We start from the raw sequence: 24,879 nt of genomic DNA, 5'->3' as shown, positions 1-24,879 counted from the left end.
GCCCTATTTCACCCATTTCCTGAGGGCAGCCAGCACCTTGTCCGGCGCGCCTTCGTCCACGTCCGGCGTGCCCGGATCATCGACCGGGACCAGCGCAACCGGCTTGCCGTCGGGATCGAACAGATATGGCGTGCGGCTGTGGCTGACCAGATAATCCTTGTCCCCCGGCTTACCCTCCACATTGTAGAGGACGACGAAATCCTTGGCGACCTTGGCGATCTGCTCCGGCGTGCCGGTCAGGCCGATGAGGCGCGGGTGGAAAGCCGCGACATAGGGTTTGAGGACCGCGGGGGTATCGCGCGCCGGATCGACGCTGATGAAGATCGGCTGGACCTTCGCCGCCAGCGCGGGCTGCGCCTTTTCGAACTGGCTGAACGCCTGCATGATGCGTTGCAGGTCGACCGGGCAGACATCCGGGCAATAGGTGTAACCGAAATAGACCAGGCGATACTGGCCCTTGAAATCATCCCAGCTTCTGGGCTTGCCATCCTGATCGGTCAGGGTGAATGGCGCGCCGATCCGCGCGCCCGCCAGTTCGCCCTGCGCGCTATCGCCGCTTGATGCGTTCCCGTCCGTCCCCATATTGCACGCAGCCAGCAGGGCCAGCAGCGGCAGGGCGATCGCAATCTTTGCTTTGTTCATGGTGCCGCCAGCCATGCCTTGCTATGGGCCGATTTGCAAATGATACGGGGCAGATGATGAGCAAGACCGGGTTGAGCGCATGGATGGGTCTGGGGCGCGCCGCCGCATTGACGCTGGCGCTGCTGTCCCCGGTCGCCGCGCAGGCGCAATTTTCCGACAATTATAATTTCCTGAAGGCTGTAAAGGATGCCGACGGGCAGAAGGTCACCGACCTGCTGCAAAAGCCCGGCTCCACCGTGGTCAACAGCCGTGACGTCACATCGGGCGAGACCGCGCTGCACATCATCATCGCACGGCGCGACGCCACCTGGCTCGCCTTCATGCTCGCCAAGGGGGCGAACCCCAATCTGACCGACAATGAAGGCAACACCCCGCTGATGAAGGCGGTCCAGGGCCGGTTCGAAGAGGGCGCGCGCACGCTGATCGCGCGCGGCGCGCAGGTGGACAAGACCAATGGCAGCGGCGAAACCCCGCTGATCCGCGCGGTGCAACTGCGCGATCTGGGGCTGGTCCGGCTGCTCGTGGCGCAGGGGGCCGATCCCGACAAGCGCGATTCCATCGCCGGCATGTCCGCCCGGGACTATGCCAACCGCGACAACCGCACGCCCGGCCTTGCCGAAGCGCTCGCCGCCGCCAAGACCAGCACCACGCCCAAAGGCCCGGTGCAGGGTCCGGTATTCTGAGCTAAAGCCCGACCTACCAGCCGATCTCGGCTGCATGATCGGGATCGTTGATCGCCGTCAGCCGCCGCGCCGCCCGCCGGGCGAAGCGTAATGTCTCCGCCTTGCGCCGGGCCGCGGCCAATGGCTCGATCGGCGCGGGGCGGACCAGTTCGGCGTCATATTGATCCGCGACGATCAGGCCGGTGCGCGCGGGCCACAGCGATTCACTGTCGAACAGCGACAGGTCGAACCCCATCGGCACTGCCCAATAATAGCGGTCGCAATAGTCGAAATAATCGGGCCATTTCATGTCGCCCAGCAAATCCGCCCGGCTGCACTTGATCTCCACGATCGTCAGCCGCCCGGCCCCGTCGATCGCCATGATGTCGGCGCGCCGCCCATTGGGCAGCGGCACTTCCATTATGCCGCTCATGTCGTGGCGGAAAAACAGCCGCAACGTCCCCCGCGCCACCGCCAGCGCGGTGCCGTCGGTCAGGGGGGAACAGCTTTCGATCGGGGCGCTACTCATGACGCGACTTTAGAACAAGTCAGGAACAAAAGAAAAGGCCGATTCGGTAAAACCCAAACCGGCCTTTTCATGATCCACCCCAAAGGAAACGCGCCAATCGCGCGCCGTTCTTCAACGATAGAAGATATGATTGTCGATCATCGCCAGCTTGGCCTTGCCCCAGCCCGGCGAAACGCGGCGGGCGTGGAAGAACAGGGCGCCTTCGGCCCGGCTGTTCCAGCTGTCGTCCATGGCGATCTGGGCGATGGCGACGGCCTGACGCCAGGCATTGCTTTCCATGCGGATCGGCGGCATCCCGTGCCCGCGCACGAAGCTGAACTGGCTCGGCTGATAGACGACGCCGCACAGGCTGTCGGCAAAGCGGCCCGATTTGGCGCGGTTGATGATCACCCGTGCCACGGCCAGCTGGCCTTCCAGGCTTTCGCCCTTGGATTCGAAATAGACCGCTCCGGCCAGGCATTTCATGTCGCCGTCCACGGCTTCGGCGTCGCCATGGGCGTCGACCAGCGCGGCCAGGCTGCTCGCCTGCATGTCGGATTCGGTGGAATAGGTCAGATCGGCCTTGGAGGCCGAAGCCAGCGGCTGCACGATTTCGCGCGGCGCGGCAAAAGTGATTGTTGCGGGCTTCGGGGCCACCGCAGGCGCTGTCGTCAGCGCGTCGTCGCTGGACAGGGAGGCTACCGAATGGATCGACTCACCGGCGATCGACATGTCGGAAGCGGTCACCGCCGCTGTAGCGGACAGCGCAAATGCCACGATGATCGCGGCCCTCAATCGAAAACTCATTATGACTCAAAAACGTGCGGTTCTTGGCCTTGGACGTCGTCTTATACCCATATTCCTTGACGTCTGGCCGCCCCCCGTCTGCGTGTTTACCAAATCCGCCCCCCTTGGACGAATGCAGCAACCTGCGCGTTCAGCGTTGGCGGGGCCTCTGCACGGACCATTGCACTATGTCAACGATCAGCAGATCGTTTCAGCGGCGAACCGTTCTGCTTCCGGGATATCGAGTTCGATTATCCACAGGTCGGGGTCCGACCTGCGCCGACGCGCCACATAGGTCGCGAGCGCCTCCGGGCCATCCTCCGGGGACGGCCCACAGCGCATTAACGAATAGCCGCCGGCAAAGTTCGATACACGCTCGAACCAACCAGTTTCTTTCCCCTTTTCAAGGGCTTGCACCAATATGACGCCGCTCGTTTCGTCGCCCTTGACGATGATCGTGGCAAAGCCGCCAGCCGCATTGGTGCGCCGCACCAGCGCATTGACCAGGATCGCGCTGGTCAGCCGCGCGCTGTCCTGCGACTCAGCCACCATATCCCGGCAGCGATGACAGCGGGAATTGCGACCGCATGAAGGTGCCGGTGCCGCGCCCGACCTCCTCGCCATCGGAATCGATCAGGCTGGCCTCGGCCACATAGACGCGGCGCTTGCCACTGATCCAGCGTCCCTCGGCCCGAATTCGACCGGGTGCGATCGGCCTGGTGAACAGCAGGTTGAACGCGGTGGTCAGCAGGAATCGGTCACTGACCAGGCTGTTGGCCGCGTAAAAGGCCGCGTCGTCCAGCATCTTGAAATAGACAGTGCCGTGGACCGCCCCGGCGGCATGAAACTGGCTTTCATCTACATCGAAATCGATGATGCAACGCCCCGGTTCCTGAATCGCGATATCCGACCGGAACAGCCGGTTGATCGGCGCGGAGCGATAGAGATTTTCCAGCGCACGGAAATGCGCGGTCTCCCCGCTTGCGGGCGTGTCTGCCTCAGGCAGCGTCACGCGCCCCGCCACCGGCCAGCAGCGCGTGCAGCGCCGCGTCCGACTTGGCCCCGCGCAACCGCGCGACCTGATTATCGTCACGCAGATAGCGCGACACCCGCGCCAGCGTCTTGAGATGTTCTGCTCCGCTATCGACCGGCGACAGCAGCGCAAAGACGATGTCGACCGGCGCATCGTCGACCGCATCGAACGGCACTGGCGGATCGAGCAGCACGACCAGCCCGCACATTCGGTCCAGCCCGGCAATCTTGGCATGGGGAATGGCGACACCGCCGCCAAATCCGGTCGAACCCAGCCGTTCCCGCTCGAACAGCGCGTCGCCAACCTCGTCGGCGTCCAGCCCATAGGCGCACGCCGCGAGCGTCGCGATCTTCTGGAACAACTGCTTCTTGCCGTTTACCGTCAGGCCGGTGGCGAGCGCGTCCGCTGAAACGATGTCGTGGAAATCAACCATGGTCTGTCCGAACCAGCCGAGCCGCGCTCAGCCTGGGGTCTAGATGCGCGGTGATCGGGGAATAGAAAGCCCGGCCCCATAAGCCGCCTGCACCATCAGGTCAACAGGCGGCCCATGGCGACTGGCTGGTTCAGCGCGCCGTCATGCGCGGTTCGACCCAACCGATGGTTCCGTCATGGCGACGATAGACCATGTTGTAGGCCGCGGTGCCGGCATTGACGAACAGCAGCGCATTGGTGTTGCGCAGGTCCAGCATCATCACCGCGTCGGACACGCTGGCTTCGGGAATATCGACGCGCGTTTCCGCAACGATCAGCGGGGAATCCTCGACCTCCTCCTGCTCGTCCGCGGGCGAGGCGAAGATGGTGTAGCCCGCCCCGTCAATATCATCGACGCTCAAGCTGCTGACCCGCTGCGCTTCGGCCGCACTGGCCTGGCTGTGCCGGTCCTTCAGGCGGCGCATATAGCGGCGCAGCTGCTTTTCGATCCGGTCCGCCGCCTGGTCAAAGGACGGATGCGCCTCCTGCGCCTCGCCTGCTCCCTTCAGGATCAGGCCGGTCATCACATGACAGATGATGTCGCAGTGGAAGGCGCCGTGCGGCGCGGGTCGAAAGGTCACATGGGCCGAAATCGTGCGGGAAAAATATTTCTCGGCCATCGCCTCCATGCGGTCTGCGACATGCTGCTTGAGCGCATCGCCCGTGTCGACCTGATGCCCGGAAACACGAATATCCATATGCCTTCTCCTTATTCTTGCCGGGTCGCAGGAAGCGGCCCGGATAAACTGGAGGCACGGGCACGGGCTTTTGTGTCAGCCCGCCTGCGCCTCCTCCAGCCAGATCGGCTTTTCCAGGGTCGCGATGAACCTGCCATGCCGTTCCAGCTCCGCCGCGCTCGCTGCAAAAACGCGCGCGGGACGAACAGGGCGAACCATGGCGCCAGCGCCAAGTTCCCCGTCGATGGCTGCTTTTTCCTCCTCCTGTGCAAGACCCAGGCCGATCTGACGGCCGCCGGTCAGTTCGATGTAAAGCTGCGCCAGCAATTCGGCGTCCAGCAGCGCGCCATGCTTGATGCGATGGCTGCGATCGATGCCGTAGCGGGTGCAGAGCGCGTCCAGGCTGTGCTTGACGCCCGGATGCAGCGTGCGGGCGATCGCCACCGTGTCGATCATCCGCGTCATCGACACGTCGGGCCGCCCGCACAGCCGCAATTCATGGTTCAGGAAGCCGAAATCGAAGCGCGCATTATGCGCGACCAGCGGGCTATCCTCCAGAAAGGCGAGCAGTTCGTCCACGCCGCTGGCGAACAGCGGCTTGTCCTTCAGGAAAATCGACGACAGGCCATGCACCGCCTCGGCCGCCGCAGGCATGTCGCGCTGCGGGTTGTAATAGGCATGGAAGGTCCGCCCGCTTGGCACGCGATTGATCAGTTCGATGCAGCCGATCTCGACCAGTCGGTCGCCGGAGGCCGGATCGAATCCGGTCGTTTCGGTATCGAAAATAATCTCGCGCATCGCCCTCTTCATATCGACTCTTGGGCAAACCCTTATCGGCCTATCTTTGCCCCAAGGCAAGCGACCAGACGCCGCACCTGCGCGCGAGTCTGGGTAAAGGTCGTGCCGGTGTGGATGATATGATCGGCCCGCCGCCTTTTTTCCGCGTCGGGGGTCTGGAGATGGACGATCCGGCGGAATTTGGCGGGCGTCATGCCCGGCCGCGCCAGCACCCGCTTGCGCTGTTTCCACGCCGGCGCGGTGACGACGATGACACCGGCCAGCCGCTTGTGCCCATGGGTCTCGAACAGCAGAGGTACATCGAGAATCACGAAACGGCGCGAACGGTGCCGTTGCAGGAACCTGCGCCGCGCCGCCTGCACCGCCGGATGGACGATCGCTTCCAGCGCCCTGAGTTCATGGGGATGGCCAAAGACCGCCGCGCCCAGTTTCGCCCGGTCCACGCCATCGGGTCCGGTCGTACCGGGAAAGCGCGCCTCGATCGCGGGAATCAGCGCGCCGCCCGGCCCTTGCAGCCGATGGACTTCCGCATCGGCATCGAACAGGGGCACGCCCTCCCGCCGGAACATCGCTGCGACTGCGGACTTGCCCATGCCGATCGATCCGGTCAGTCCGTAAATCTTCATGACGCTATCCGTCAGTCCGCCGCCAGCAGCAACGCGCGCAATTGCTCGTCCAGCTCGCGCGGCGCCTGCGCATCGAAGAAGATGTCAAAGGCCAGCGCCGCCTGCCCGATCAGCATTTCCAGCCCGTCGAGCGTCTTGAGACCCCGCGCCCGCGCCGCCTTCAGCAAGTCCGTTTCGAGCGGCGCATAGACAATGTCGTAAACGGTCGCGCTGGCGGGCAGGGGGCTAAGGTCCAGGTCCAGCACCGGCTGGCCGACCATCCCCAGCGACGTGCTGTTGACCAGCAGGTCGCAGGCGGGCAGCGGATCTGTCATGCCGATGACACGACCTTTCAGCCCCGCCCGGTCGAACAAGGCCTGCCCCTTGGCGACATCGCGCACCATGACGGTCAGGTCGGCCACGCCCAGGCTCGACAGCGCAAACAGGATCGCCCGCGCCGCGCCGCCCGCGCCGATCAGCACGGCGCTCTGCCCTTTCCATTTGTCGCGCAGCAGGGGCTGGAGGAAGCCGCCCGCATCGGTATTGGTGCCGATCAGCGGCCCGCCGGTTTCGCTGGCGATCGTATTCATCGCCCCGATCCGCGCGCGCACCCCGCCCGGATCGTCGGTATAGTCCATCACCGCAATCTTGTGCGGAAGGGTGACATTGCAACCCAGCCAGTCGGGATCGGCGCGCCGTTGCAGGAAATAGGCGGCCAGCCCGTCGGGCGTCACATGCGTCTTGCGATACTCCGCCTCTATATCCAGCGCCTTCAGCCAGAAATTATGGATCAGCGGCGATTTGCTGTGCGTGATCGGGTCGCCAATCACTTCGGCATAGGGGAGCGTGTCGGTCATGCCGCCAGAACGCCGCGCACGCGCAGAAAGTCAAGCAGGGGCAGCAACGGCAAGCCCTGAATCGCAAACTGGCTGCCCTCCACCTTGCTGAACAGCTGCGCCCCCGGCCCCTCGATCCGGTAACAGCCCACGCACCAGCGGCATTCCTCCCAATCGCTCTCCAGATAGGCGTCAATGAAGGCGTCGGACAATGGCCGCACCGTCATCCGCACCCGCTCGACATGCCGCCAGATCGGTTCGCCATTCAGCACGATCACCGCTGCGCTGTGCAGATGATGCACCCGCCCCGACAGCAGGCGCAATATCCGCGCCGCGTCCGCCCGGTCGACCGCCTTGTCGATCATCGATCCGTCGTCCAGGCTCAGCGTCTGGTCGCATCCCAGCACCAGCCCGCCCGGCACCCGGCGCGAAACCTTGAGCGCCTTCAACTCCGCCAGCGCATCGGCCAGCGCCCGCGCGTCCAGCCCGTCGGCGCGCAACGCCTCCTTGGCTGCCTCCTCGTCAACGCCGGGCGAAAGCGCTTCAAACTCTATCTTCGCCGCCTCCAGCAGCGCCCGGCGACTTGCGCTTTGCGACGCCAGCACGATCATGATGCCGCCCCTTCATCCAGAACATGGTCGTTGAACAGGTTGATGATCGCCGCGGCCGCTTCCTCAATCGACCGGCGCGTCATGTCGATCACCGGCCAGCCATTGTCGGCGAACATCCGCCGGGCAAAGGCCAGCTCCTCCTGCACCTTCTCATTGTCGACATAGGCGGTTTCCGGCGCCTGATTGAGCGAGAGCAAGCGATTACGCCGTATCTGGATCAGCCGATCCGGGCTGACCGTCAAGCCAACGATCATCGGATGCTTCAGGCTATAGAGGCTTTTGGGCGGCGGGGATTCCGGCACCAGCGGGATGTTGGCGGTCTTGTAACCGCGATTGGCAAGATAGATCGACGTCGGCGTCTTGGACGCGCGCGACACGCCCGCCAGCACGATGTCGGCCTCCTCCCAATTTTCATGGCCCACGCCATCATCATGGGCGATGGTGAACTGGATCGCCTCGATCCGGGCGAAATAGGCTTCGTCCAATATATGTTTGCGCCCCGGCCGGGTCCGCGTTTCCTGCCCCAATATGTTGGACAGCGCGTCCGCCACGCTGTCCAATGCGGCGACATGGGGCAGGCCCAGCGCCCGGCAGCGCGTTTCCAGCCGCCGCCGCAACATATGGTTGGTCAGCGTGAACAGCACCAGCCCCGGATTGGCCGCGATTTCCTGCATGATCCGGTCGAGATGGACTTCGGAACGCACCATCGGCCAGAAATGCCGGATCGCTTCCACATTTTCGAACAGGCCGATCGCGGCCTTGGCTATATTCTCCAGCGTTTCACCGGTGGAGTCCGACAGAAGGTGCAGATGGATGCGCGACATGGCCCATATCTGTGTGGGCAGGCTGTGGATAAAGCAAGGGAGGAGTTGGGGACAAAATCCCGCCTTTCGCTCCGTCCACGAAGCCCGGAATCTTATCCACAGACCCCCAACAGACCGATAATTTCATCCACAGGCTGTGGATAACGGGGATAGAGTGGCTGACTCGGACGGCAAAGCGTCAGGCAGGGGAGTCAAGCTGTTGGCAAATCCGGGCACAGCGCATAAACCCCGCTGCCAACGTCCCTACTATCTCCATCATCCTTCTGAATCCTATATTAAGAGAGAATAGATGAGCCTCGACGCGCCGCCGGTCCTTGCTACCAAGCCTCTGCTTGGCGTCCTCTCTGGCGACCGTCCGGCCGTGCCGCCCATGTGGCTCATGCGCCAAGCCGGGCGCTACCTGCCCGAATATCGCGCGCTTAGGGCTGACAAGGGCGGATTCCTCGAACTCGTCTATGACAGCGCCGCCGCTGCCGAGGTGACGCTGCAACCCCTGCGCCGGTTCGGCTTTGACGGGGCGATCCTCTTTTCCGATATTCTGATCGTCCCCTACGCCATGGGACAGGATCTGTGGTTCGAGGCTGGCGAAGGCCCGCGCCTCGCGCCCATCCTGGCCGAGACCGACCTTGCCGCCCTCAAACCCGATTTCAGCCGCTTCGACGCGGTCTATGAGACGGTCCGGCAGGTCAAGGCAGCGCTTGACCCTTCCGTCACCTTCCTGGGCTTTGCAGGCAGCCCCTGGACCATCGCCACTTATATGGTCGCAGGGCAGGGCAGCAAGGATCAGGGCGCGGCCCGTCGCCTCGCCTATGGCGATCCTGTCCGCTTTGGCGCGCTGATCGATGCCATTGTCGATGCGACGGTCACCTATCTGTCGGGCCAGATCGATGCCGGGGTCGAAGCGGTGCAATTGTTCGACAGCTGGGCCGGCAGCCTGGCCCCGCTTCAGTTCGACCGCTGGGTGATCCAGCCCAATGCCGCGATCGTGCGCAAGTTGAAGGCGCTGCATCCTGCTATCCCGATCATCGGCTTCCCCAAGGGCGCAGGCGCGAAGCTCGCCGATTATGCCGCTGGCACCGGGGTCGATGCGATCGGCGTGGATGAAACGGTCGATCCCCACTGGGCCAACCGCGTCCTGCCCAAGGGGCTGGCCGTGCAGGGCAATCTCGATCCGCTGGCGCTGATCGCGGGCGGGCAGGCCGTCGAACAGGCGGTGGACAATATCCGCGCGGCCTTCGCCGACCGGCCGCACATCATGAATCTGGGCCATGGCATCCTCCCCGACACGCCGATCGCGCATGTCGAGGCGCTGATCGCCTATGTCCGGCGGTAAATGACAAAAGCTCCCAATCGGATCACAGAGTTACGTAATGCACGCGGTATGACTCTGGAGGATGTGGCACTAGAGGCTGGCTGTTCGATTCCTACGATCAATGACTTGGAACGAGGAAAGCTGCGTTTCAGTGACAAATGGATGCGGATTTTAGGGCGAGTGTTCAATGTTGCTCCCGCAGACTTGTTATCGGATGAGGATAATCCCGATCGCTTGCGCGGTGACGCCCGCCGTCTGAATGATTTATATCGAAGTGCCAGTGCGGATCAGCAGGCGCAGATTTTGCGCGTAGTTGAAGCGTTGATTGGCAAAGGAGTAAGTGACTGATGGCTTATCTTGGTGCCGCTTATCTCTGGGTGAAGGCTGCCCATGTGATTTTCGTCATCTTCCTGATGGCGGGATTGTTCATGATGCCGCGCTTTTTCGTCTATCATCAGGAAAGCGCGCCGGGATCGGACGAGGATCGCAAATGGATCGATCGGGAAAAGCGGCTGCTCAAGATCATCCTCAACCCCTCGCTGGTGCTGACCTGGATTTTCGGGCTGATGCTGATGGTGGAGATTGGCGCGTGGAGCTTTGGCTGGTTCCACCTCAAACTGCTCTTCGTGCTGGGCCTGTCGGCCTATCATGGCTGGATCGCTGGCTATGCCAAAAAACTGGCCAGGGGACAGCGCACCCTGACCGACCGCCAGCTGCGCCTGTTCAACGAAGTCCCCGGCATCGCCGCCGCGGTCATCGTCATCGCCGTGATCGTCAAGCCTTTTTGAGTAGGGGAGGGGTCGTCTGTCCTACACCGGTCTGTGCTGCTATTATCCCCTGGTCATTTTCCGATAGGATCAGCCCGGCGCAATAAAATGTCCGATTCACCGGGAAAAGTGCGAAGTTAAGCGGAATGACTTCACTTTGATCCGGTTGAGATAGTATCTAGGCTGTATCTACCGCGATATTGTCGATGAGCCGCGTCCTGCCCAGCTTGGCGGCGCCCAGCAGCCGGGCCGGGCGGTCCAGCACATGCATCGGCTCCAGCGTCACCGCATCGCACAACATCACATAGTCGACCGGATCAAAGCCCTGGGCGATCAGCGTCGCGCCGGCTCGCGTCAGAGCCTCCTCGACCGATCCGCCCTTTTCCATCTGCCGCTTCGCCTCGCCCAGCGCCCGTGGCAAGGCCAGCGCCGCCTTGCGTTCCTCATCGTTCAGATAGGCGTTGCGCGATGACAGGGCCAGGCCGTCCTGCGCCCGCTGGGTTGGCAGCCCGATAATCTCTATGCCCAGATCCAGATCGGCCACCATCTGCCGGATGACCGCCAGTTGCTGATAATCCTTCTCGCCGAATATCGCGACGTCGGGCCGGACCTGATTGAACAATTTGGTCACCACCGTCGCCACGCCATCGAAATGACCCGGCCGCGCCGCGCCGTCCAATCCTTCGCTGACGCCGCTGACGCTGATATTGGTGGCAAAGCCTGCCGGATACATGACGTCGACCGTTGGCGCCCATAAAATGTCCACCCCGGCGGCGGACAGCATCTGCGCGTCCTTCGCCTCGCGTCGCGGATAGGCGGCCAGATCCTCGTTCGGGCCGAACTGCTTGGGATTGACGAAGATCGACACGACGACATGCCGCCCGTGCCGCCGCGCTTCCTCGACCAATGCCATATGCCCGTCATGCAATGCGCCCATGGTCGGCACCAGCGCCAGCGGCTTTCCGTCGCTTTTCAGCGCGGCGATGGCAGCGCGCAGCGCTGGCAGGTCAGACAGAGTTTGCACGGGAGGAACGGCTCCGATAAGGGCAGGGGTGACAAGGACGTCCTGCTAGGCGCGCAGTCGCTGGACGGTCAAGAATCATTGCGACAATAACGGGGTTATCAGGGGTCCAATGGCCAATTCGCAGCCACATCTCATCGTGTTCGCCAATGAAAAGGGCGGAACCGGCAAATCGACCACGGCCGTCCACACCGCGATCGCGCTGACGGCGCTGGGCCATCGCGTCAGCATGATCGACCTCGATCCGCGCCAGCGCACCGTCACCCGCTATCTGGAAAACCGCGCCGAAACCGCGCGCCGTCGCGGCATCGAACTGGTCGCGCCCAGCTTTACGGTGTTGAAGGGCGACAGTATCGACGCGCTGGAATCCGAAGCCGCCGCCGTGTCGCAGGACGCAGATTTCCTGATCGTCGACACGCCTGGCCGCGACGATCTGTTTGCCCGCCACATGGCCGCCCGCGCCAACACGCTGGTCACGCCGATGAACGACAGTTTCGTCGATTTCGACCTGATCGGGCAGGTCGATGCGGAAAGTTTCAAGGTCAAGCGCCTGTCCTTCTATTCCGAACTCATCTTTGAAGCGCGCAAGACCAGGGCCAAGGCCGATGGCGTGTCGATCGACTGGGTCGTGCTGCGCAACCGCGTCCAGCATCAGGATGCCCGCAACAAGAAGCGGGTCGGCGACGCGCTGATGGAATTGTCCCGCCGCGTCGGTTTCCGCGTCATTCCGGGCCTGTCGGAACGCGTGATCTTCCGCGAACTGTTCCCGTCCGGCCTGACCTTGCTGGACAAGGGGCATCTGGGCGAACTGGGCGTCAGCCACATCGCCGCGCGGCAGGAGTTGCGCGAAATGGTAGCGGGCCTGGCGCTTCCCGAACGCAGCGGCGTCGGCTCCATGGACTTGATCGGCGCGGCCTGATGGGCTGGCTTGCGCTGTTGCTGGCGGGCCTTGCGGGCTGGCTGATCTGGACAGGAAGGCTGCAACGCATGAGCGCAAAGGACGGGATGGCGCTAGGGGCGGCGCTGGTGGGTGCCGTGCTGTCGGCAAAGGGCAAGCCGGTGATCGGCGCGCCCATGCTGATCGGCGCGGCGCTGTTTTTCGCAGGGCAGGGCAAGCTGCGCCGCAAGGGCAGGAGCGCCACGCCCAAGCCTCTGCCGCCGCAGGATATTGCCCAGGCCCGCGCCCTGCTGGGCGTCGCGCCCGATGCCGATGCGGACATGATCCGCGCCGCCCATCGCCGCCTGATCGCCTCGGTCCATCCCGACAAGGGCGGGACGGAGGCATTGGCGGCCCAGATCAACGCTGCCCGCGACCTGTTGCTGCGTCATCAGGCGGAGCGTTGACCCACCGGTTCGATCCGACGCTGCTGCGCGACTATGATATGCGCGGCACGGTGGGCGAAACGCTGGACGCTGCCGACGCCTGGGCGCTGGGGCGCAGCTTTGGCACGGTCATCGCGCGGGCAGGGGGATCGCGCGTCGCCCTGGGCTATGACGGGCGGCTGAGTTCACCCATGCTGGAAGAGGCGCTGGTCGATGGGCTGTGCGCCAGCGGCATCGACGTGCTGCGCATCGGGGTGGGACCGACCCCGATGCTCTATTATGCCGAAATGGTCGGCCAGGTGGATGGCGCCATTCAGATAACCGGCAGCCATAATCCCGGCGATCAAAATGGCTTCAAGCTGGTGCAGGGCCATGCGCCCTTTTTCGGCGAGGCCATTCGGCAACTGGGCGTCATGGCGGCAGCGGGCGACTGGGACGAGGGCTTTGGCCAGAGCCGGAGCGCGTCGATCATCGACCGCTATGTCGATCGGCTGGTCGATGGATTTGACGGCTGCGGCTGGCGCATCGGCTGGGACGCGGGCAATGGCGCGGCCGGGCAGGTGGTCGAGCAGCTGGTGCAGCGCCTGCCCGGTGAGCATCATCTGCTCTTCACCCACATAGACGGCCATTTTCCCAACCATCATCCCGATCCTTCCGAGGAACGGAATCTGGCCGACCTGCGCGCCCTTGTCCTTGCCAAGCAACTCGATTTCGGCGTGGCTTTCGATGGCGATGGCGACCGGCTTGGCGTGATAGACGGGCAGGGCAGGGTGATTGCGGGCGATCAGCTATTGGGCCTGTTCGTTCCGGCGGTGCTGGAAAAGCGGCCCGGTGCCGCGATTGTCGCTGATGTGAAGGCGAGTCAGTCGCTGTTCGACGGCATCGCCGCGCTGGGCGGTCGCCCCGATATGTGGAAAACCGGCCACAGCCATATCAAGTCCAGAATGAAGCAGATTGGCAGCCCGCTGGGCGGCGAGATGACCGGGCATCTCTTCTTCGCCGACGATTATTATGGCTATGACGACGGTCTCTATGCCGCTGTCCGCCTGATCCGTGCCGCTCGCCCCGGTCGCAGCATCACTGACCTGCGCGGCGCGATGCCCGATCTTGCCAATACGCCGGAGCTGCGCTTTCCCGTGGCGGAGGATCGCAAATTCGCCGTGATCGACGAGATACTGGCCCGGCTGCGCGGGGCGGGCGCCGACGTGAACGCCATTGACGGTGCCCGCGTCCGCACGGCCGACGGCTGGTGGTTGCTCCGCGCCTCCAATACGCAGGCGGCATTGGTCGCCCGTGCCGAATCGCATGATCAGGCGGGGCTGGCGCGGCTTGTCGCCCAGATCGACGCCCAGTTGCACGAATCGGGGATCAGCCGACCTTACGTCGGCTTGGGGGCATGAGCCGACACCGAAAAATTCGATATCGCTATCATCTCATCCTGCGCCTTTCCCTTACGGAAAGCTGACAACGCAGTCATCGTTGCATTTTATGCAATCACTCCATCATATTTCGCATTTGCAACAATCGTCGCTGCGCCGCAAAAGAAACTCGCCTTTCAGGCATCCTCTCCTAAAACTTATACAGCCGTCCTTCGGGGCGGCTTTTTTTTGTCCAGTCGCCGCGCGGGCCTGCCGTAGCGTCCGGCCGCCCCCGACCCACGCAACCACCTGTAAATGCGATGAATCGGTCAGGCCTGATACTGGAAATTAACCATGATGCTGCTATCCGCGCTGCGCAAAGTCGACCTGTGCGCGCATCAGCGTGACGGCGTCGGCATGATAGTCAAAAGAGGATCGCCCATGTCGTTTAGCCGTCGCCTTCTTCCCTTCCTCCTGTCAGGCATGCTGGCAGCCCCGGTCCCGGCGCTGGCGGGCGGCTTCTATCTTCAGGAACAATCGCCCAAGGAAACCGGGCGTGCCCTGTCGGGCGGTGCGGCGGCGGGCGATGATCCATCGACCATCTATTTCAACCCATCGGCCATGACTCAATTGCCGGGCATCCAGACGTCGGTAGGCGGCGTCATCCTGTCGGCGACCGCCCAGCAGAGCAATCGCGGGTCGAGCCGTTCCGTGCCGGGCCTGCCTGTATCGGTGCCGGTCACCGGCAATGATGGCGGCAACCCGTTTGCCAAAGTCATTCCCATTCCCAGCTTCTATGCCACCGCACAGGTCAGCGACCGGCTCTGGCTTGGCCTGGGCGTCAACGCCCCCTTCGGTCTGAAGCTGGATTATGACGAAAGCTATTTTGGCCGGTATGATTCCCTGCACACCGACCTGAAAACCTATAATATACAGCCCTCTGCCGCCTATAAGCTGACCGACAACCTCTCCATCGGCGGCGGCGTCGACGTGCAATATGTCAAGGTGAAGCTCACCAACGCGCTGCCCCAGCTGTCCCCGCTGCTCGCCGACGGCCATGCCTCGGTCGAGGGGGACGACCTGTCGGTCGGCTGGAATGCGGGCCTGTTCTACACGACCGGCGATACCAATTTCGGCGTCCATTATCGTTCGCGCATGACCCACAATCTGAAGGGCGACCAGACGATTTCGGGACTGGTGGGGCCGCTTGCCGCCGCCAACGGCACGTTTGACGCCAATGCCCCGCTGGAACTGCCCGACATCGTGACCGTCAGCATGATGCACCGGCTGACCCCGAAATTGCGGGCGATGCTGACCGCGCGCTGGTATAACTGGTCGGTGTTCCGGGCGATCACCATCAACACCGCCACCGGCGCTTCGGTCAAGGAAATGCATTATCATGACAGCTACAGTGTCAGCGCTGGCGGCGAATATGATGTCAGCGACCGCCTGACCCTGCGTGCGGGGACAATGTTCGACCGCACGCCGACCAATCCGCAATTTCTCACCACCCGCGTTCCCGATGGCGACCGCGTCTGGCTGAGCGGTGGCGCGACCTGGAACATGTCGTCCGCAATGGCGCTGAACCTGAGCTACGCGCATACCTTCGTGGAAAAGGCGAATATCATTCGCCCGGATCATTATTATCCCGCACCCGCCACGGTGACGACCACGACCCTGTCGAGCGCCAGCGGCAATGCGGACCAGTTGGCCGCGTCCCTGACGGTCCGTTTTTAACGGGCCGCACCAGCGGGTCAGGGCTGCGCGTTTCGGCTTGGCTGAAACAAAAAACAGCAACGGTTTTAACCGTCACCAAACATCCCTATAGCGGCTCCATATTGATGGAGCCGCTTACAGATGTCCGACCATAATCCCGGCCTGCGCCCCTGGCGCGACATTGCGCGGCGCAACAGCCGCCAGATCATGGTCGGCAATGTGCCCGTCGGTGGCGGCGCGCCGGTCACGGTCCAGACCATGACCAACACGCTGACCCATGACATCAAGGGCACGATCGACCAGATCCGCCGTTGCGAGGAGGCGGGCGTCGACATCATCCGCGTGTCCTGCCCCGATGAGGAATCGACCGCAGCGCTCAAGCAGATCGTCCGCGCCGCGCGCGTGCCGATCGTGGCCGACATTCATTTCCACTATAAGCGCGCGCTTGAAGCCGCCGATGCGGGCGCGGCCTGCCTGCGCATCAACCCCGGCAACATCGGTTCGTCCGCGCGGGTCAAGGAAGTGGTGGACGCGGCAAAGGCGAATAATTGCGCTATTCGCATCGGCGTCAACGCAGGAAGCCTGGAGCGCGACCTCCTCGAAAAATATGGCGAACCCTGCCCCGAAGCGCTGGTCGAAAGCGCGCTCGACCATATCAAGCTGTTGCAGGACCAGGATTTTCATGAATATAAGGTCGCGGTGAAGGCCAGCGACGTGTTCCTGGCGGTCGCTGCCTATATGCAACTGGCCGATGCGGTCGATTGTCCGCTGCACCTTGGCATCACCGAAGCCGGCGGGCTGATCGGCGGTACGGTCAAGAGCGCGATCGGCATCGGCAACCTGCTCTGGGCCGGGGTCGGCGACACGATCCGCGTCTCGCTGTCCGCCGAACCGGAAGAGGAAGTGCGGGTCGGCTATGAGATTCTCAAATCGCTCGGCATCCGCACCCGTGGGGTCAAGGTGATCTCCTGCCCCTCCTGCGCGCGACAGGGATTCGACGTCATCCGCACGGTCCAGGCGCTTGAGGAACGGCTCCAGCATATTCACACGCCGCTCTCGCTTTCGGTCCTGGGCTGTGTCGTCAACGGTCCCGGCGAAGCCCGCGAGACCGACATTGGCCTCACCGGCGGCGGCAATGGCAAGCATATGGTCTATCTGTCGGGCGTCACCGACCACACGATCCAGGACGAAAATATGATCGACCACATCGTCCGGCTGGTCGAGACCAAGGCCGCCGAGATCGAGGCGGCCAGCGCCGAATCCGACATGACCGATGCGGGCAAGGCGGAGGCGGCGGAATAGCGCAGGGCATCGCAGCCGCCATGTCGTCATCGCGCGTATTTCTCATTCCCTTTGCCGTCTGCTGCATGGGCGTCGCGCTGTTTTCCGTGATGGATGCGGCGATGAAGGGCCTCAGCCTCGCCATCGGCCTCTACAACGCCCTGTTCTGGCGGGCGCTGACCGGGACGCTGCTGGGGCTTGGCCTGATGCTGATGACCCGCCAGCGCTGGCCCGACGCCATGGTATTGCGCCTGCACCTGCTGCGCGGATCGGTCGTGGCGCTGATGGCCGGCTTGTTCTTCTGGGCGCTCATGCGGATGCCGCTGGCCGAAGCGATCGCTCTATCCTTCATCGCGCCGCTGATCGCGTTGTATCTCGCTGCCCTGCTGCTGGGCGAAACCATCGGGCGACAGGCGATCTTCGCGTCGCTGCTGGGGCTTTTGGGGGTCGGGGTGATCCTGTCGGGGCGTTTGCAGGGCAGCTATGATCGCGACGCCCTGCTTGGCGCGCTGGCGGTGCTGGCGTCGGCGGTGCTCTTCGCCTGGAACCTCATCCTGCAACGCCAGCAGGCGCAGCGCGCCTCGCCGATCGAGGTCGCCTTCTTCCAGCATCTTGTCATGCTGGGCGTGTTCGCCATCGGCGCGCCTTTTTACGCGCGACTGCCAGTTCCGTCAGCCATACCGCTGATCCTGCTGGCGGCGGGTCTTGCCTTCACCTCGCTCGCCGCACTGGCCTGGGCCTATGCGCGCGCGGAGGCGCAGCGGCTAATCCCGGTCGAATATAGCGCCTTTCTCTGGGCAGCCGTCGTCGGCTGGCTGGCCTTTGGCGAGCGGTTGACCCTGACCACAGTGGCGGGCGCGGCCCTTATCATCGCCGCCTGCCTGATCACCGCGCGCGGCAAGCGGGCCGCCATCGCCCATGTCGAACCGGGAACTGCCTGAATGACCCTGACCATCCGCCCCGCCATGCCGGACGACATCGACATGATCATCGGCTTCATCCGCGCCCTGGCGGACTATGAAAAGCTGTCCCATGCGGTGAAGGCGGACCCGGAGACGCTGGCGCATTATCTGTTCGGCCCGCGTCCCATGGCCGAAGTGCTGATGGCGGAATCGGGCGGCGCAGCCATCGGCTTCGCGCTTTTCTTCCACAATTTCTCGACCTTTGAAGGGCGACCGGGACTTTATCTGGAGGATTTGTTTGTCCAGCCGGAATCGCGCGGCGTCGGCGCGGGCAGGGCGTTGCTCGCGCGGCTGGCGCAGATCGCGCTGGAACGCGACTGCGCCCGGCTGGAATGGTCAGTGCTGGACTGGAACGCGCCAGCCATCGCGGTTTACCGCGCGATCGGCGCGCAGCCGATGGATGAATGGACGGTCCAGCGGCTCGATGGGGAAGCCCTGCGCGCGCTTGCCGCCACGGCAGCGATCAGCGTTTGATCGCGTCCTCGACGCTGACGAAAATCAGCATGGCGGCAAAGGCGCCCAGCGACAGGGCAACCACGGTGGGGAAATATTCGGCGATCATGGCACATTCCTTTCGGGCCTGTTCCTGCCCTGCCGCGAACCCCGTTCGCCATACGGAATGTTACGGATCGGGCGGGACGAGCCGTGGGCGCGCACCCTTGACGCCGACTCCCCGCTCGGCGCAATGTGCGCAAACGGAACATTTGGGGGACATGGGGTTAAGATGGCTGTCAGCCGCACAGTGAAGCGCACGCCCGAATGGCGCGAAATGCTCAAGCGCAGCCTGCTTCGCAGCGGTGCGCTGATCGGGGCGATCGCGCTGATGCTGGCGACCCTGTTCCTGGCGCTGGCACTGCTCAGCTATACGCCCAGCGACCCGTCGATGAACACCGTGGCGGGCGATCATGTCGCCAATGTCATGCAGGCGCCCGGTGCCTGGACCGCGGATTTCCTGCTCTGGCTGCTGGGCGTGCCCATCGCGCTGATCCTGCCGCTGATGGCGATCACCGCGCGCCGCCTGTGGGGCGATCAGGATATGAGCGCGTGGAAGGGCCAGTTTGGCCAGTGCCTGTTTGGCATCATCCTGATCGGAATCGCGCTGGCCCTGTTTCAGAGCAATCCGCTGGTTGGCCTGCCCGCTGGCTGGGGCGGCGTGATCGCGCTCGTCACGGCCAAGGGGATCATCAGCCTGACCACGCAGGTGCCGGTGGCGCAGCCGTGGATCATCGGCGCTATCGTCATCCTCGCCATGATCGGCGGCCTGTTCGCCTGCTATCGCAGCCTGGCGCTGGAAAAGCCGATCCTTGCGCTCCGTCGCCCGAGCCTGCCCAGACTCAGCCTGCCCAGGCCCAGCCTCGGCCTTGCCGGCAGCAGCGCTGAGGATGACGATGAGGACGAAGTGATCGGCGAACGGGTCATCGCTCCGCGCAAGACCGTGTCGAACGAACCCAAGCCGCCCATCACCATCCAGACGCCCAAGCCCGCACCGGCCCAGCGGCCCATGGCCCCGGTCAGCCAGGACGACCTGTTCGGCCACAGTTCGCTGCCGTCGCCCGACCTGCTCAACCCGGTTCCGGTCAGCCAGGGCGGCAAGATCGACAAGGCGGCGCTGGAACGCAATGCCCGGTTGCTCGAATCCGTGCTCGACGACTTCCATGTGAAGGGCAATATCGTCGAGGTTCGACCCGGCCCCGTCGTCACCATGTATGAACTGGAACCAGCCCCCGGTATCAAGGCCAGCCGGGTGATCGCGCTGGCCGACGACATCGCCCGCAATATGTCGGCGCTCTCTGCCCGCGTCGCGACGATTCCGGGCCGCACCGTCATCGGCATCGAACTGCCCAACGCCCATCGCGAAGGCGTATCCTTCCGCGAACTGATCACCAGCGAACAATTTGGCGGCGAAGGCACGCTGCCGATCATATTGGGCAAGAATATTTCCGGCGAACCGATCATCGCCGACCTTGCTCCCATGCCCCATTTGCTGATTGCGGGCACCACCGGGTCGGGCAAGTCGGTCGGCCTCAACGCCATGATCCTGTCCCTGCTTTACCGCATGACTCCGGATCAGCTGCGCCTGATCATGATCGACCCCAAGATGCTGGAACTGTCGACCTATGACGATATTCCGCATCTCCTCTCCCCGGTCGTGACGGAACCGCAAAAGGCGATCCGCGCGCTCAAATGGGCGGTCGAGCAGATGGAGGACCGCTATCGCATGATGGCGTCCATCTCCGTCCGCAACCTGGCCAATTACAATGAAAAGGTCCGGGCGGCGAAGGCCAAGGGCAAGCCGCTCGGCCGACGGGTCCAGACTGGCTATGACCCCGAAACGGGCAAGCCGATCTATGAGGAAGAACAGCTCGATTTCCAGCCATTGCCCCAGATCGTGGTCGTGGTGGACGAACTGGCCGACCTCATGATGACTGCGGGCAAGGAAGTCGAATTCCTGATCCAGCGTCTGGCGCAGAAAGCCCGCGCGGCCGGTATCCACCTGATCCTTGCGACCCAGCGCCCTTCGGTCGACGTCATTACCGGCGTCATCAAGGCCAACCTGCCGACCCGGATCAGCTTCTTTGTAACGTCGAAGATCGACAGCCGCACGATTCTGGGCGAACAGGGCGCCGAACAATTGCTGGGCAAGGGCGACATGCTCTACATGCACGGCGGCAAGGGGTTGATGCGTGTCCACGGCCCGTTCGTGTCCGACGATGAAGTCCGCGTCGTCGCCGATCACTGGCGCGCGCAGGGCCAGCCCGACTACATCCAGGCCGTTACCGAGGAACCGGAAGAAGGCAGCTTCGCACTCGATGGCGTGGACCTGGGCGACGACAGCCCCGACGCGCAACTCTTCCGCAAGGCGTGCCAGCTGGTGTTCGAAAACCAGAAAGCCTCGACCAGCTGGCTGCAACGCCAGCTCCGCGTCGGCTATAACAGCGCCGCGCGCCTGATCGAGAAGATGGAGGAAGAAGGACTGGTCGGCCCCCCCAACCATGTCGGCCGCCGCGAAGTTCTGCGCGATGAAAATGGCAATCCGCTATAGCCTGACCGGACCGCCTGGCTGAACGGCAGGGAACGGGGGAGTTCACAGGTCGTTCAATCGCTTCGTTCTACACGGCATCCGTAACAACCGGAGAATATTCCATGAAGCGCATCAGTCTCGCGCTGGCCGCCGCGCCTGTCCTGCTTGCCGTCCCGCTCGCTGCGCCGCTGCTTGCGCAGCAGGACCAGTCCGAATTGAGCCGGGTCAACGCCTATATCCGCGCGGTCACCAGCATGACTGCCGATTTCAGCCAGACCGATCGCAATGGCCAGACGCTGACCGGCCAGCTGACGCTCAAGCAACCGGGAAAGATCCGTTTTCAATATCAGAAGGGCGTGCCGCTGCTGATCGTTGGCGATGGCAAGGCGCTGACCATGATCGATTATGAAGTGCGGCAGGTGCAGCGCTGGCCGATCGGCAACTCTCCGCTGGGCGCGCTGCTCGATCCGAACAAGGATCTGTCCAAATATGGCAAGGTCGTGCCGACCGGCGACCCGTCGATCCTGAGCGTGGAGGCGCGCGATCCCAAGCGGCCCGAATATGGCACGATCACCATGATTTTCCGGCGAGACGCGGCCAGCCCGGCTGGCCTGCAACTTTATGGCTGGGTTGCGCTCGATTCGCAGAATAACCGCACCGCCATCCGACTTTCCAACCAGCGCTATGGCGTGCCGGTCGCCGATTCCGCTTTCCGCTGGACCGATCCCCGGCCAAAAGGCCGCTCCGCAGGCGGCTGAAACGAGCGCCCTGCACGATGGACGGAAAAACTTGGCTTTCCGTTCATCTGCCGCTCATATCCGGAGCGCTATCTAGAACTCCACGGCGAGAGGCCAACCGGGATTTCCCCCCTGTTACCCGGCACACTCCTCCCGTCGCATAGCGCTTCAAGGGCGCGATCGAGACCCCCGTTCCATGCCCCCGGAGCGGGGGTCTTACTTTGTCCGCGATCCATGCAGCCCCATGGCCGAGCAGCGATCTTGCAAGCCGCGGATTACGCCCCTAGTGCCGGACCATGGCCGACACTCTTTCCATCGCATCCTGGAACATCAATAGCGTTCGCGCGCGTATCGACATTGTCGAACAATTCCTGACCCAGGAAGCGCCCGACATATTGTGCCTTCAGGAAACCAAGGTCGTGAACGAGACTTTTCCGGCCGATATGTTCCGCCGGCTGGGCTATGTCCATCAGGTGCTGAACGGGCAGAAAATGCATCATGGCGTCGCAATCATGAGCCGGGTGCCGATTTACGAGGATGACCGGCTCGACTGGCAGGCCAATGGCGAAGCCCGTCATGTCGGCGTCCGGCTCGACAACGGGGTGCGGATCGAAAATGTCTATGTTCCCGCTGGCGGCGACATTGCCGACCGGGATCAGAATCCCAAATTCGGCCAGAAGCTCGATTTTCTCGAACGCATGATCCAATGGTCGTCGACGCTGGCTGACAAGCCCACCATCCTGACCGGCGATTTCAACATCGCGCCGCTGGAATGCGACGTGTGGAGCCACAAGCAGCTCATCAACGTCGTCAGCCATACGCCGATCGAATGCGAAACGCTCGCCCGCCTTCAGGCATCGAACGACTGGGTCGACATTGGCCGCCATTTCCATCCCGCGCCGGCGCGGCTCTATACCTGGTGGAGCTATCGCGCAAAGGACTGGGCCGAATCCGATCGCGGTCGGCGGCTGGACCATATGTGGATGACCCGCGACGTTGCCGACAAGGCGGTCGCCCACCGCGTCGTCGAACCCGCGCGCAACTGGGGCAAGCCGTCCGACCATATCCCCATCATCACCGACTTCGCCTTCTGATGGGTGGGCGGGCGACAGGGCGTGACGCGGCGCGCGCTATCGACGCGCTGCGCCGTGGCTGGGCGGTGCGGGTGTCGGCCGCCGACGGTGCGCTGCGGCTGATGGCGGTGGAGGGCGCTGACGCGGTAACGCTGGGCGATTTCGATCCGGCGGGCAAAGCCGACATTTTGATTTCCGCCGCGCGCGGCCAGACGCTCAAACTCGCCAACCAGATCGCGGCGGCCGATCCCGACATGCCTGTGATGATCGCCCGCGCGCCATGGATCGACGCCGATGTCGCGACCGCCATATCCGATCCCGTGCTGGACCTTGCGTCGCCGCTCAAGGGACCGTTTCAGGCCCGCGCCCTCGCCGCACCCCTGGCTGCCAAGGCGGCGCTGCGCCTCGCACGGCTTGCCGGTATCCTTCCTGCCTATTTCGCGCTGGATGGCGACGGCGACCGGAACATCGACGTCAGCGTCGACGCGATCGACGCCTATGACGATGCCATCCACCTTGCTATCGCCACCCGTGCCAGACTGCCGGTGTCGGCCAGTGAAAGCGCGGAAATCATTGCCTTTCGCAGTCCCGATGAACCGCGCGAACATGTCGCACTGATTGTCGGCAAACGGGACTCGTCGCCCCCCGTCGTTCGCCTCCACAGCGAATGTCTGACCGGCGATGTGCTTGGCAGCCTGAAATGCGATTGCGGCCCGCAACTGCAAGAGGCGCTTCACCAGATCGCCGACGCGCCCTGGGGCGTGCTGCTGTATCTGCGGCAGGAAGGGCGCGGCATTGGCCTCGTCAACAAATTGCGCGCCTATGCGATGCAGGATCAGGGCTTTGACACTGTGGATGCCAATGTCCGCCTGGGCTTTGCCATCGATGCGCGCGATTTTTCGGTCGCGGCGCGCATGCTGGACCTGATCGGGGTTCATACCGTCCGCCTGCTCACCAACAATCCGCAAAAGGTGGCGGGGCTGGAGGCGGCGGGGATCAGCGTGGCCGAACGACTGTCGATCATCCTGCCGACCAACCCGCATAATGAACGCTATCTTGCCACCAAGCGCGACCGGACCGGCCACCAGCTATGAGGCTGATCCGCGTCGATAGCGGCGCGGGCCGCCTGAGCTTCGGCACGATCGCCATGCCCTGCGCCATCGGCCGGAGCGGTGTTTGTGCCGCGAGTGACAAGCGGGAGGGCGATGGTCGCACCCCGCTGGGCGTCTGGCCGATCCGGGGCATATTGCTGCGACCCGGCAGGATCGATCCGGCGGGGCTGCGTTTGCCATGGCGCTGGATACGGGCGGGCGATGGCTGGTCGGATGACCCGACCGATCCCGCCTATAACCGCCCGGTCCGCTTGCCGCGCGGCTTTTCGGCCGAAAGCCTGATTCGCGCTGACGACGCCTATGATGTGATCGTCATTCTGGGCCATAATGACGGGCCGCCGGTGCCGGGGCAGGGCAGCGCGATCTTCTTCCATTTGTCGGAAGGACGGGCGACCGCGGGCTGTGTCGCGGTGGAACGCGGTGACATGGTGCAATTGCTGCCGCTGCTGGAACCTAGCGATGCCATGGAGATTGTTTGACGCCCAGGCGGCGTGTTCGATCGTCCGTCGACTCGCGGGTGGTCGTGAAGTTGATAGCGATATTGCCGGACATCGTTGAGATTCGAGGCGGCGGGCATCCCAACAGCATGATATTTGCATATGGCAGCGCATGGCTTGCACGCTGTGAATGGAGCGACGCTCTCACGTTGCGCCGCGATCCCGACTTGAAATATCAAACGGATGGTGGCCCCGGTTCAGCCAATGTTCGCCTGATCCTACACCCGTCTCAGCCGAGGCATATT

General features: G+C 63.6%; 29 protein-coding genes. 16 read left to right on the top strand and 13 right to left on the bottom strand.

Annotation, left to right across the window (positions count from 1 at the left end):
• Window positions 1-3 precede the first annotated feature (3 nt).
• Window positions 4-657: an SCO family protein gene (locus IWY39_RS10365; protein ID WP_019054486.1), complete on the bottom strand. Its 654-nt coding sequence runs from the start codon at window positions 655-657 to the stop codon at window positions 4-6.
• A gap of 41 nt (window positions 658-698) precedes the next feature.
• Between IWY39_RS10365 and IWY39_RS10360 the strand changes: the two genes are divergently transcribed.
• The gene (locus tag IWY39_RS10360; protein WP_229380651.1) at window positions 699-1,325 is read left to right on the top strand and encodes an ankyrin repeat domain-containing protein; all 627 of its coding nucleotides are present in this window, start codon (window positions 699-701) and stop codon (window positions 1,323-1,325) included.
• A gap of 13 nt (window positions 1,326-1,338) precedes the next feature.
• Here IWY39_RS10360 and IWY39_RS10355 read toward each other — a convergent pair whose 3' ends face one another.
• The 11 genes from IWY39_RS10355 to IWY39_RS10305 all read right to left on the bottom strand — a co-directional run bounded on the left by IWY39_RS10355 (window position 1,339) and on the right by IWY39_RS10305 (window position 8,453).
• Window positions 1,339-1,833: an MmcB family DNA repair protein gene (locus IWY39_RS10355; RefSeq protein WP_026002392.1), complete on the bottom strand. Its 495-nt coding sequence runs from the start codon at window positions 1,831-1,833 to the stop codon at window positions 1,339-1,341.
• A gap of 111 nt (window positions 1,834-1,944) precedes the next feature.
• Window positions 1,945-2,619: a cell wall hydrolase gene (locus IWY39_RS10350; protein WP_107124941.1), complete on the bottom strand. Its 675-nt coding sequence runs from the start codon at window positions 2,617-2,619 to the stop codon at window positions 1,945-1,947.
• 177 nt (window positions 2,620-2,796) lie between these two features.
• Window positions 2,797-3,150: a DUF1491 family protein gene (locus IWY39_RS10345; RefSeq protein ID WP_107124940.1), complete on the bottom strand. Its 354-nt coding sequence runs from the start codon at window positions 3,148-3,150 to the stop codon at window positions 2,797-2,799.
• Window positions 3,140-3,610 carry a PaaI family thioesterase gene (locus IWY39_RS10340; protein ID WP_261375994.1) on the bottom strand — a complete coding sequence of 157 codons (471 nt, stop codon included), beginning with the start codon at window positions 3,608-3,610 and terminating at the stop codon, window positions 3,140-3,142. Before IWY39_RS10340 ends, IWY39_RS10345 begins: the two co-directional genes overlap by 11 nt.
• Window positions 3,597-4,064 (bottom strand): PTS sugar transporter subunit IIA, encoded by a 468-nt coding sequence (locus IWY39_RS10335; RefSeq protein ID WP_017183169.1) that lies wholly within the window; start codon window positions 4,062-4,064, stop codon window positions 3,597-3,599. The genes IWY39_RS10340 and IWY39_RS10335 overlap by 14 nt, the downstream gene beginning before the upstream one ends.
• Before the next feature lie 130 nt (window positions 4,065-4,194).
• Entirely contained in the window at window positions 4,195-4,800 is a 606-nt protein-coding gene (gene hpf / locus IWY39_RS10330; RefSeq protein ID WP_017183168.1) for a ribosome hibernation-promoting factor, HPF/YfiA family, read from the bottom strand.
• Between the two features lie 75 nt (window positions 4,801-4,875).
• Window positions 4,876-5,577, bottom strand: coding sequence for a DNA polymerase III subunit epsilon (dnaQ, locus tag IWY39_RS10325; protein WP_107124938.1), 702 nt, complete (start codon window positions 5,575-5,577; stop codon window positions 4,876-4,878).
• A gap of 32 nt (window positions 5,578-5,609) precedes the next feature.
• Entirely contained in the window at window positions 5,610-6,203 is a 594-nt protein-coding gene (gene coaE / locus IWY39_RS10320) for a dephospho-CoA kinase (RefSeq protein ID WP_107124937.1), read from the bottom strand.
• Between the two features lie 11 nt (window positions 6,204-6,214).
• A complete protein-coding gene (gene aroE / locus IWY39_RS10315) occupies window positions 6,215-7,039 on the bottom strand; it encodes a shikimate dehydrogenase (protein ID WP_107124936.1) in 825 nt (274 codons plus the stop codon).
• Window positions 7,036-7,629 carry a Maf family protein gene (locus tag IWY39_RS10310; protein ID WP_017183164.1) on the bottom strand — a complete coding sequence of 198 codons (594 nt, stop codon included), beginning with the start codon at window positions 7,627-7,629 and terminating at the stop codon, window positions 7,036-7,038. The genes aroE and IWY39_RS10310 overlap by 4 nt, the downstream gene beginning before the upstream one ends.
• Window positions 7,626-8,453 carry a pyruvate, water dikinase regulatory protein gene (locus IWY39_RS10305; protein WP_017183163.1) on the bottom strand — a complete coding sequence of 276 codons (828 nt, stop codon included), beginning with the start codon at window positions 8,451-8,453 and terminating at the stop codon, window positions 7,626-7,628. The genes IWY39_RS10310 and IWY39_RS10305 overlap by 4 nt, the downstream gene beginning before the upstream one ends.
• A gap of 289 nt (window positions 8,454-8,742) precedes the next feature.
• Between IWY39_RS10305 and hemE the strand changes: the two genes are divergently transcribed.
• The 3 genes from hemE to IWY39_RS10290 are packed head-to-tail and all read left to right on the top strand — an operon-like array spanning window position 8,743 to window position 10,553.
• A complete protein-coding gene (gene hemE / locus IWY39_RS10300; RefSeq protein WP_107124935.1) occupies window positions 8,743-9,786 on the top strand; it encodes a uroporphyrinogen decarboxylase in 1,044 nt (347 codons plus the stop codon).
• Window positions 9,787-10,113, top strand: coding sequence for a helix-turn-helix transcriptional regulator (locus tag IWY39_RS10295; RefSeq protein WP_107124934.1), 327 nt, complete (start codon window positions 9,787-9,789; stop codon window positions 10,111-10,113).
• A complete protein-coding gene (locus tag IWY39_RS10290; protein ID WP_107124933.1) occupies window positions 10,113-10,553 on the top strand; it encodes a CopD family protein in 441 nt (146 codons plus the stop codon). The genes IWY39_RS10295 and IWY39_RS10290 overlap by 1 nt, the downstream gene beginning before the upstream one ends.
• Before the next feature lie 157 nt (window positions 10,554-10,710).
• On the opposite strand, the gene panC is transcribed toward IWY39_RS10290, so the two are convergent.
• The gene (panC, locus tag IWY39_RS10285) at window positions 10,711-11,556 is read right to left on the bottom strand and encodes a pantoate--beta-alanine ligase (RefSeq protein ID WP_107124932.1); all 846 of its coding nucleotides are present in this window, start codon (window positions 11,554-11,556) and stop codon (window positions 10,711-10,713) included.
• Between the two features lie 109 nt (window positions 11,557-11,665).
• On the opposite strand from panC, the gene IWY39_RS10280 reads away from it, so the two are divergent.
• From IWY39_RS10280 to IWY39_RS10225, 12 genes are all read left to right on the top strand, one after another.
• Window positions 11,666-12,472, top strand: coding sequence for a division plane positioning ATPase MipZ (locus IWY39_RS10280; RefSeq protein ID WP_017183159.1), 807 nt, complete (start codon window positions 11,666-11,668; stop codon window positions 12,470-12,472).
• Window positions 12,472-12,897 carry a J domain-containing protein gene (locus tag IWY39_RS10275; protein WP_107124931.1) on the top strand — a complete coding sequence of 142 codons (426 nt, stop codon included), beginning with the start codon at window positions 12,472-12,474 and terminating at the stop codon, window positions 12,895-12,897. Before IWY39_RS10280 ends, IWY39_RS10275 begins: the two co-directional genes overlap by 1 nt.
• On the top strand, window positions 12,894-14,276 hold the full coding sequence (gene pgmG / locus IWY39_RS10270) for a phosphoglucomutase/phosphomannomutase PgmG (RefSeq protein WP_107124930.1): 1,383 nt from the start codon (window positions 12,894-12,896) through the stop codon (window positions 14,274-14,276). Before IWY39_RS10275 ends, pgmG begins: the two co-directional genes overlap by 4 nt.
• Before the next feature lie 399 nt (window positions 14,277-14,675).
• Window positions 14,676-15,971 carry an OmpP1/FadL family transporter gene (locus tag IWY39_RS10265; protein ID WP_107125026.1) on the top strand — a complete coding sequence of 432 codons (1,296 nt, stop codon included), beginning with the start codon at window positions 14,676-14,678 and terminating at the stop codon, window positions 15,969-15,971.
• A 120-nt stretch (window positions 15,972-16,091) separates the two neighbouring features.
• Window positions 16,092-17,252, top strand: coding sequence for a flavodoxin-dependent (E)-4-hydroxy-3-methylbut-2-enyl-diphosphate synthase (gene ispG / locus IWY39_RS10260; RefSeq protein ID WP_017183155.1), 1,161 nt, complete (start codon window positions 16,092-16,094; stop codon window positions 17,250-17,252).
• Between the two features lie 20 nt (window positions 17,253-17,272).
• Window positions 17,273-18,172 (top strand): DMT family transporter, encoded by a 900-nt coding sequence (locus tag IWY39_RS10255; RefSeq protein ID WP_107124929.1) that lies wholly within the window; start codon window positions 17,273-17,275, stop codon window positions 18,170-18,172.
• Window positions 18,173-18,667 (top strand): GNAT family N-acetyltransferase, encoded by a 495-nt coding sequence (locus IWY39_RS10250; RefSeq protein ID WP_107124928.1) that lies wholly within the window; start codon window positions 18,173-18,175, stop codon window positions 18,665-18,667.
• A 250-nt stretch (window positions 18,668-18,917) separates the two neighbouring features.
• On the top strand, window positions 18,918-21,236 hold the full coding sequence (locus tag IWY39_RS10245) for an FtsK/SpoIIIE family DNA translocase (RefSeq protein ID WP_107124927.1): 2,319 nt from the start codon (window positions 18,918-18,920) through the stop codon (window positions 21,234-21,236).
• A 101-nt stretch (window positions 21,237-21,337) separates the two neighbouring features.
• Complete coding sequence (locus tag IWY39_RS10240) at window positions 21,338-21,973, top strand: LolA family protein (RefSeq protein ID WP_019054603.1); 636 nt, start codon at window positions 21,338-21,340, stop codon at window positions 21,971-21,973.
• Between the two features lie 275 nt (window positions 21,974-22,248).
• Window positions 22,249-23,046 (top strand): exodeoxyribonuclease III, encoded by a 798-nt coding sequence (xth, locus tag IWY39_RS10235; protein WP_017183147.1) that lies wholly within the window; start codon window positions 22,249-22,251, stop codon window positions 23,044-23,046.
• Window positions 23,046-24,119 (top strand): GTP cyclohydrolase II, encoded by a 1,074-nt coding sequence (ribA, locus tag IWY39_RS10230; protein ID WP_107124926.1) that lies wholly within the window; start codon window positions 23,046-23,048, stop codon window positions 24,117-24,119. Before xth ends, ribA begins: the two co-directional genes overlap by 1 nt.
• Window positions 24,116-24,616 carry a L,D-transpeptidase family protein gene (locus IWY39_RS10225; RefSeq protein WP_107124925.1) on the top strand — a complete coding sequence of 167 codons (501 nt, stop codon included), beginning with the start codon at window positions 24,116-24,118 and terminating at the stop codon, window positions 24,614-24,616. Before ribA ends, IWY39_RS10225 begins: the two co-directional genes overlap by 4 nt.
• The last annotated feature ends 263 nt before the right edge of the window (window positions 24,617-24,879 follow it).

Source organism: Sphingobium sp. JAI105 (genome assembly GCF_015752145.1).
Classification (GTDB): domain Bacteria; phylum Pseudomonadota; class Alphaproteobacteria; order Sphingomonadales; family Sphingomonadaceae; genus Sphingobium; species Sphingobium xenophagum.
This window is presented reverse-complemented; position numbering and strand designations above follow the sequence as displayed.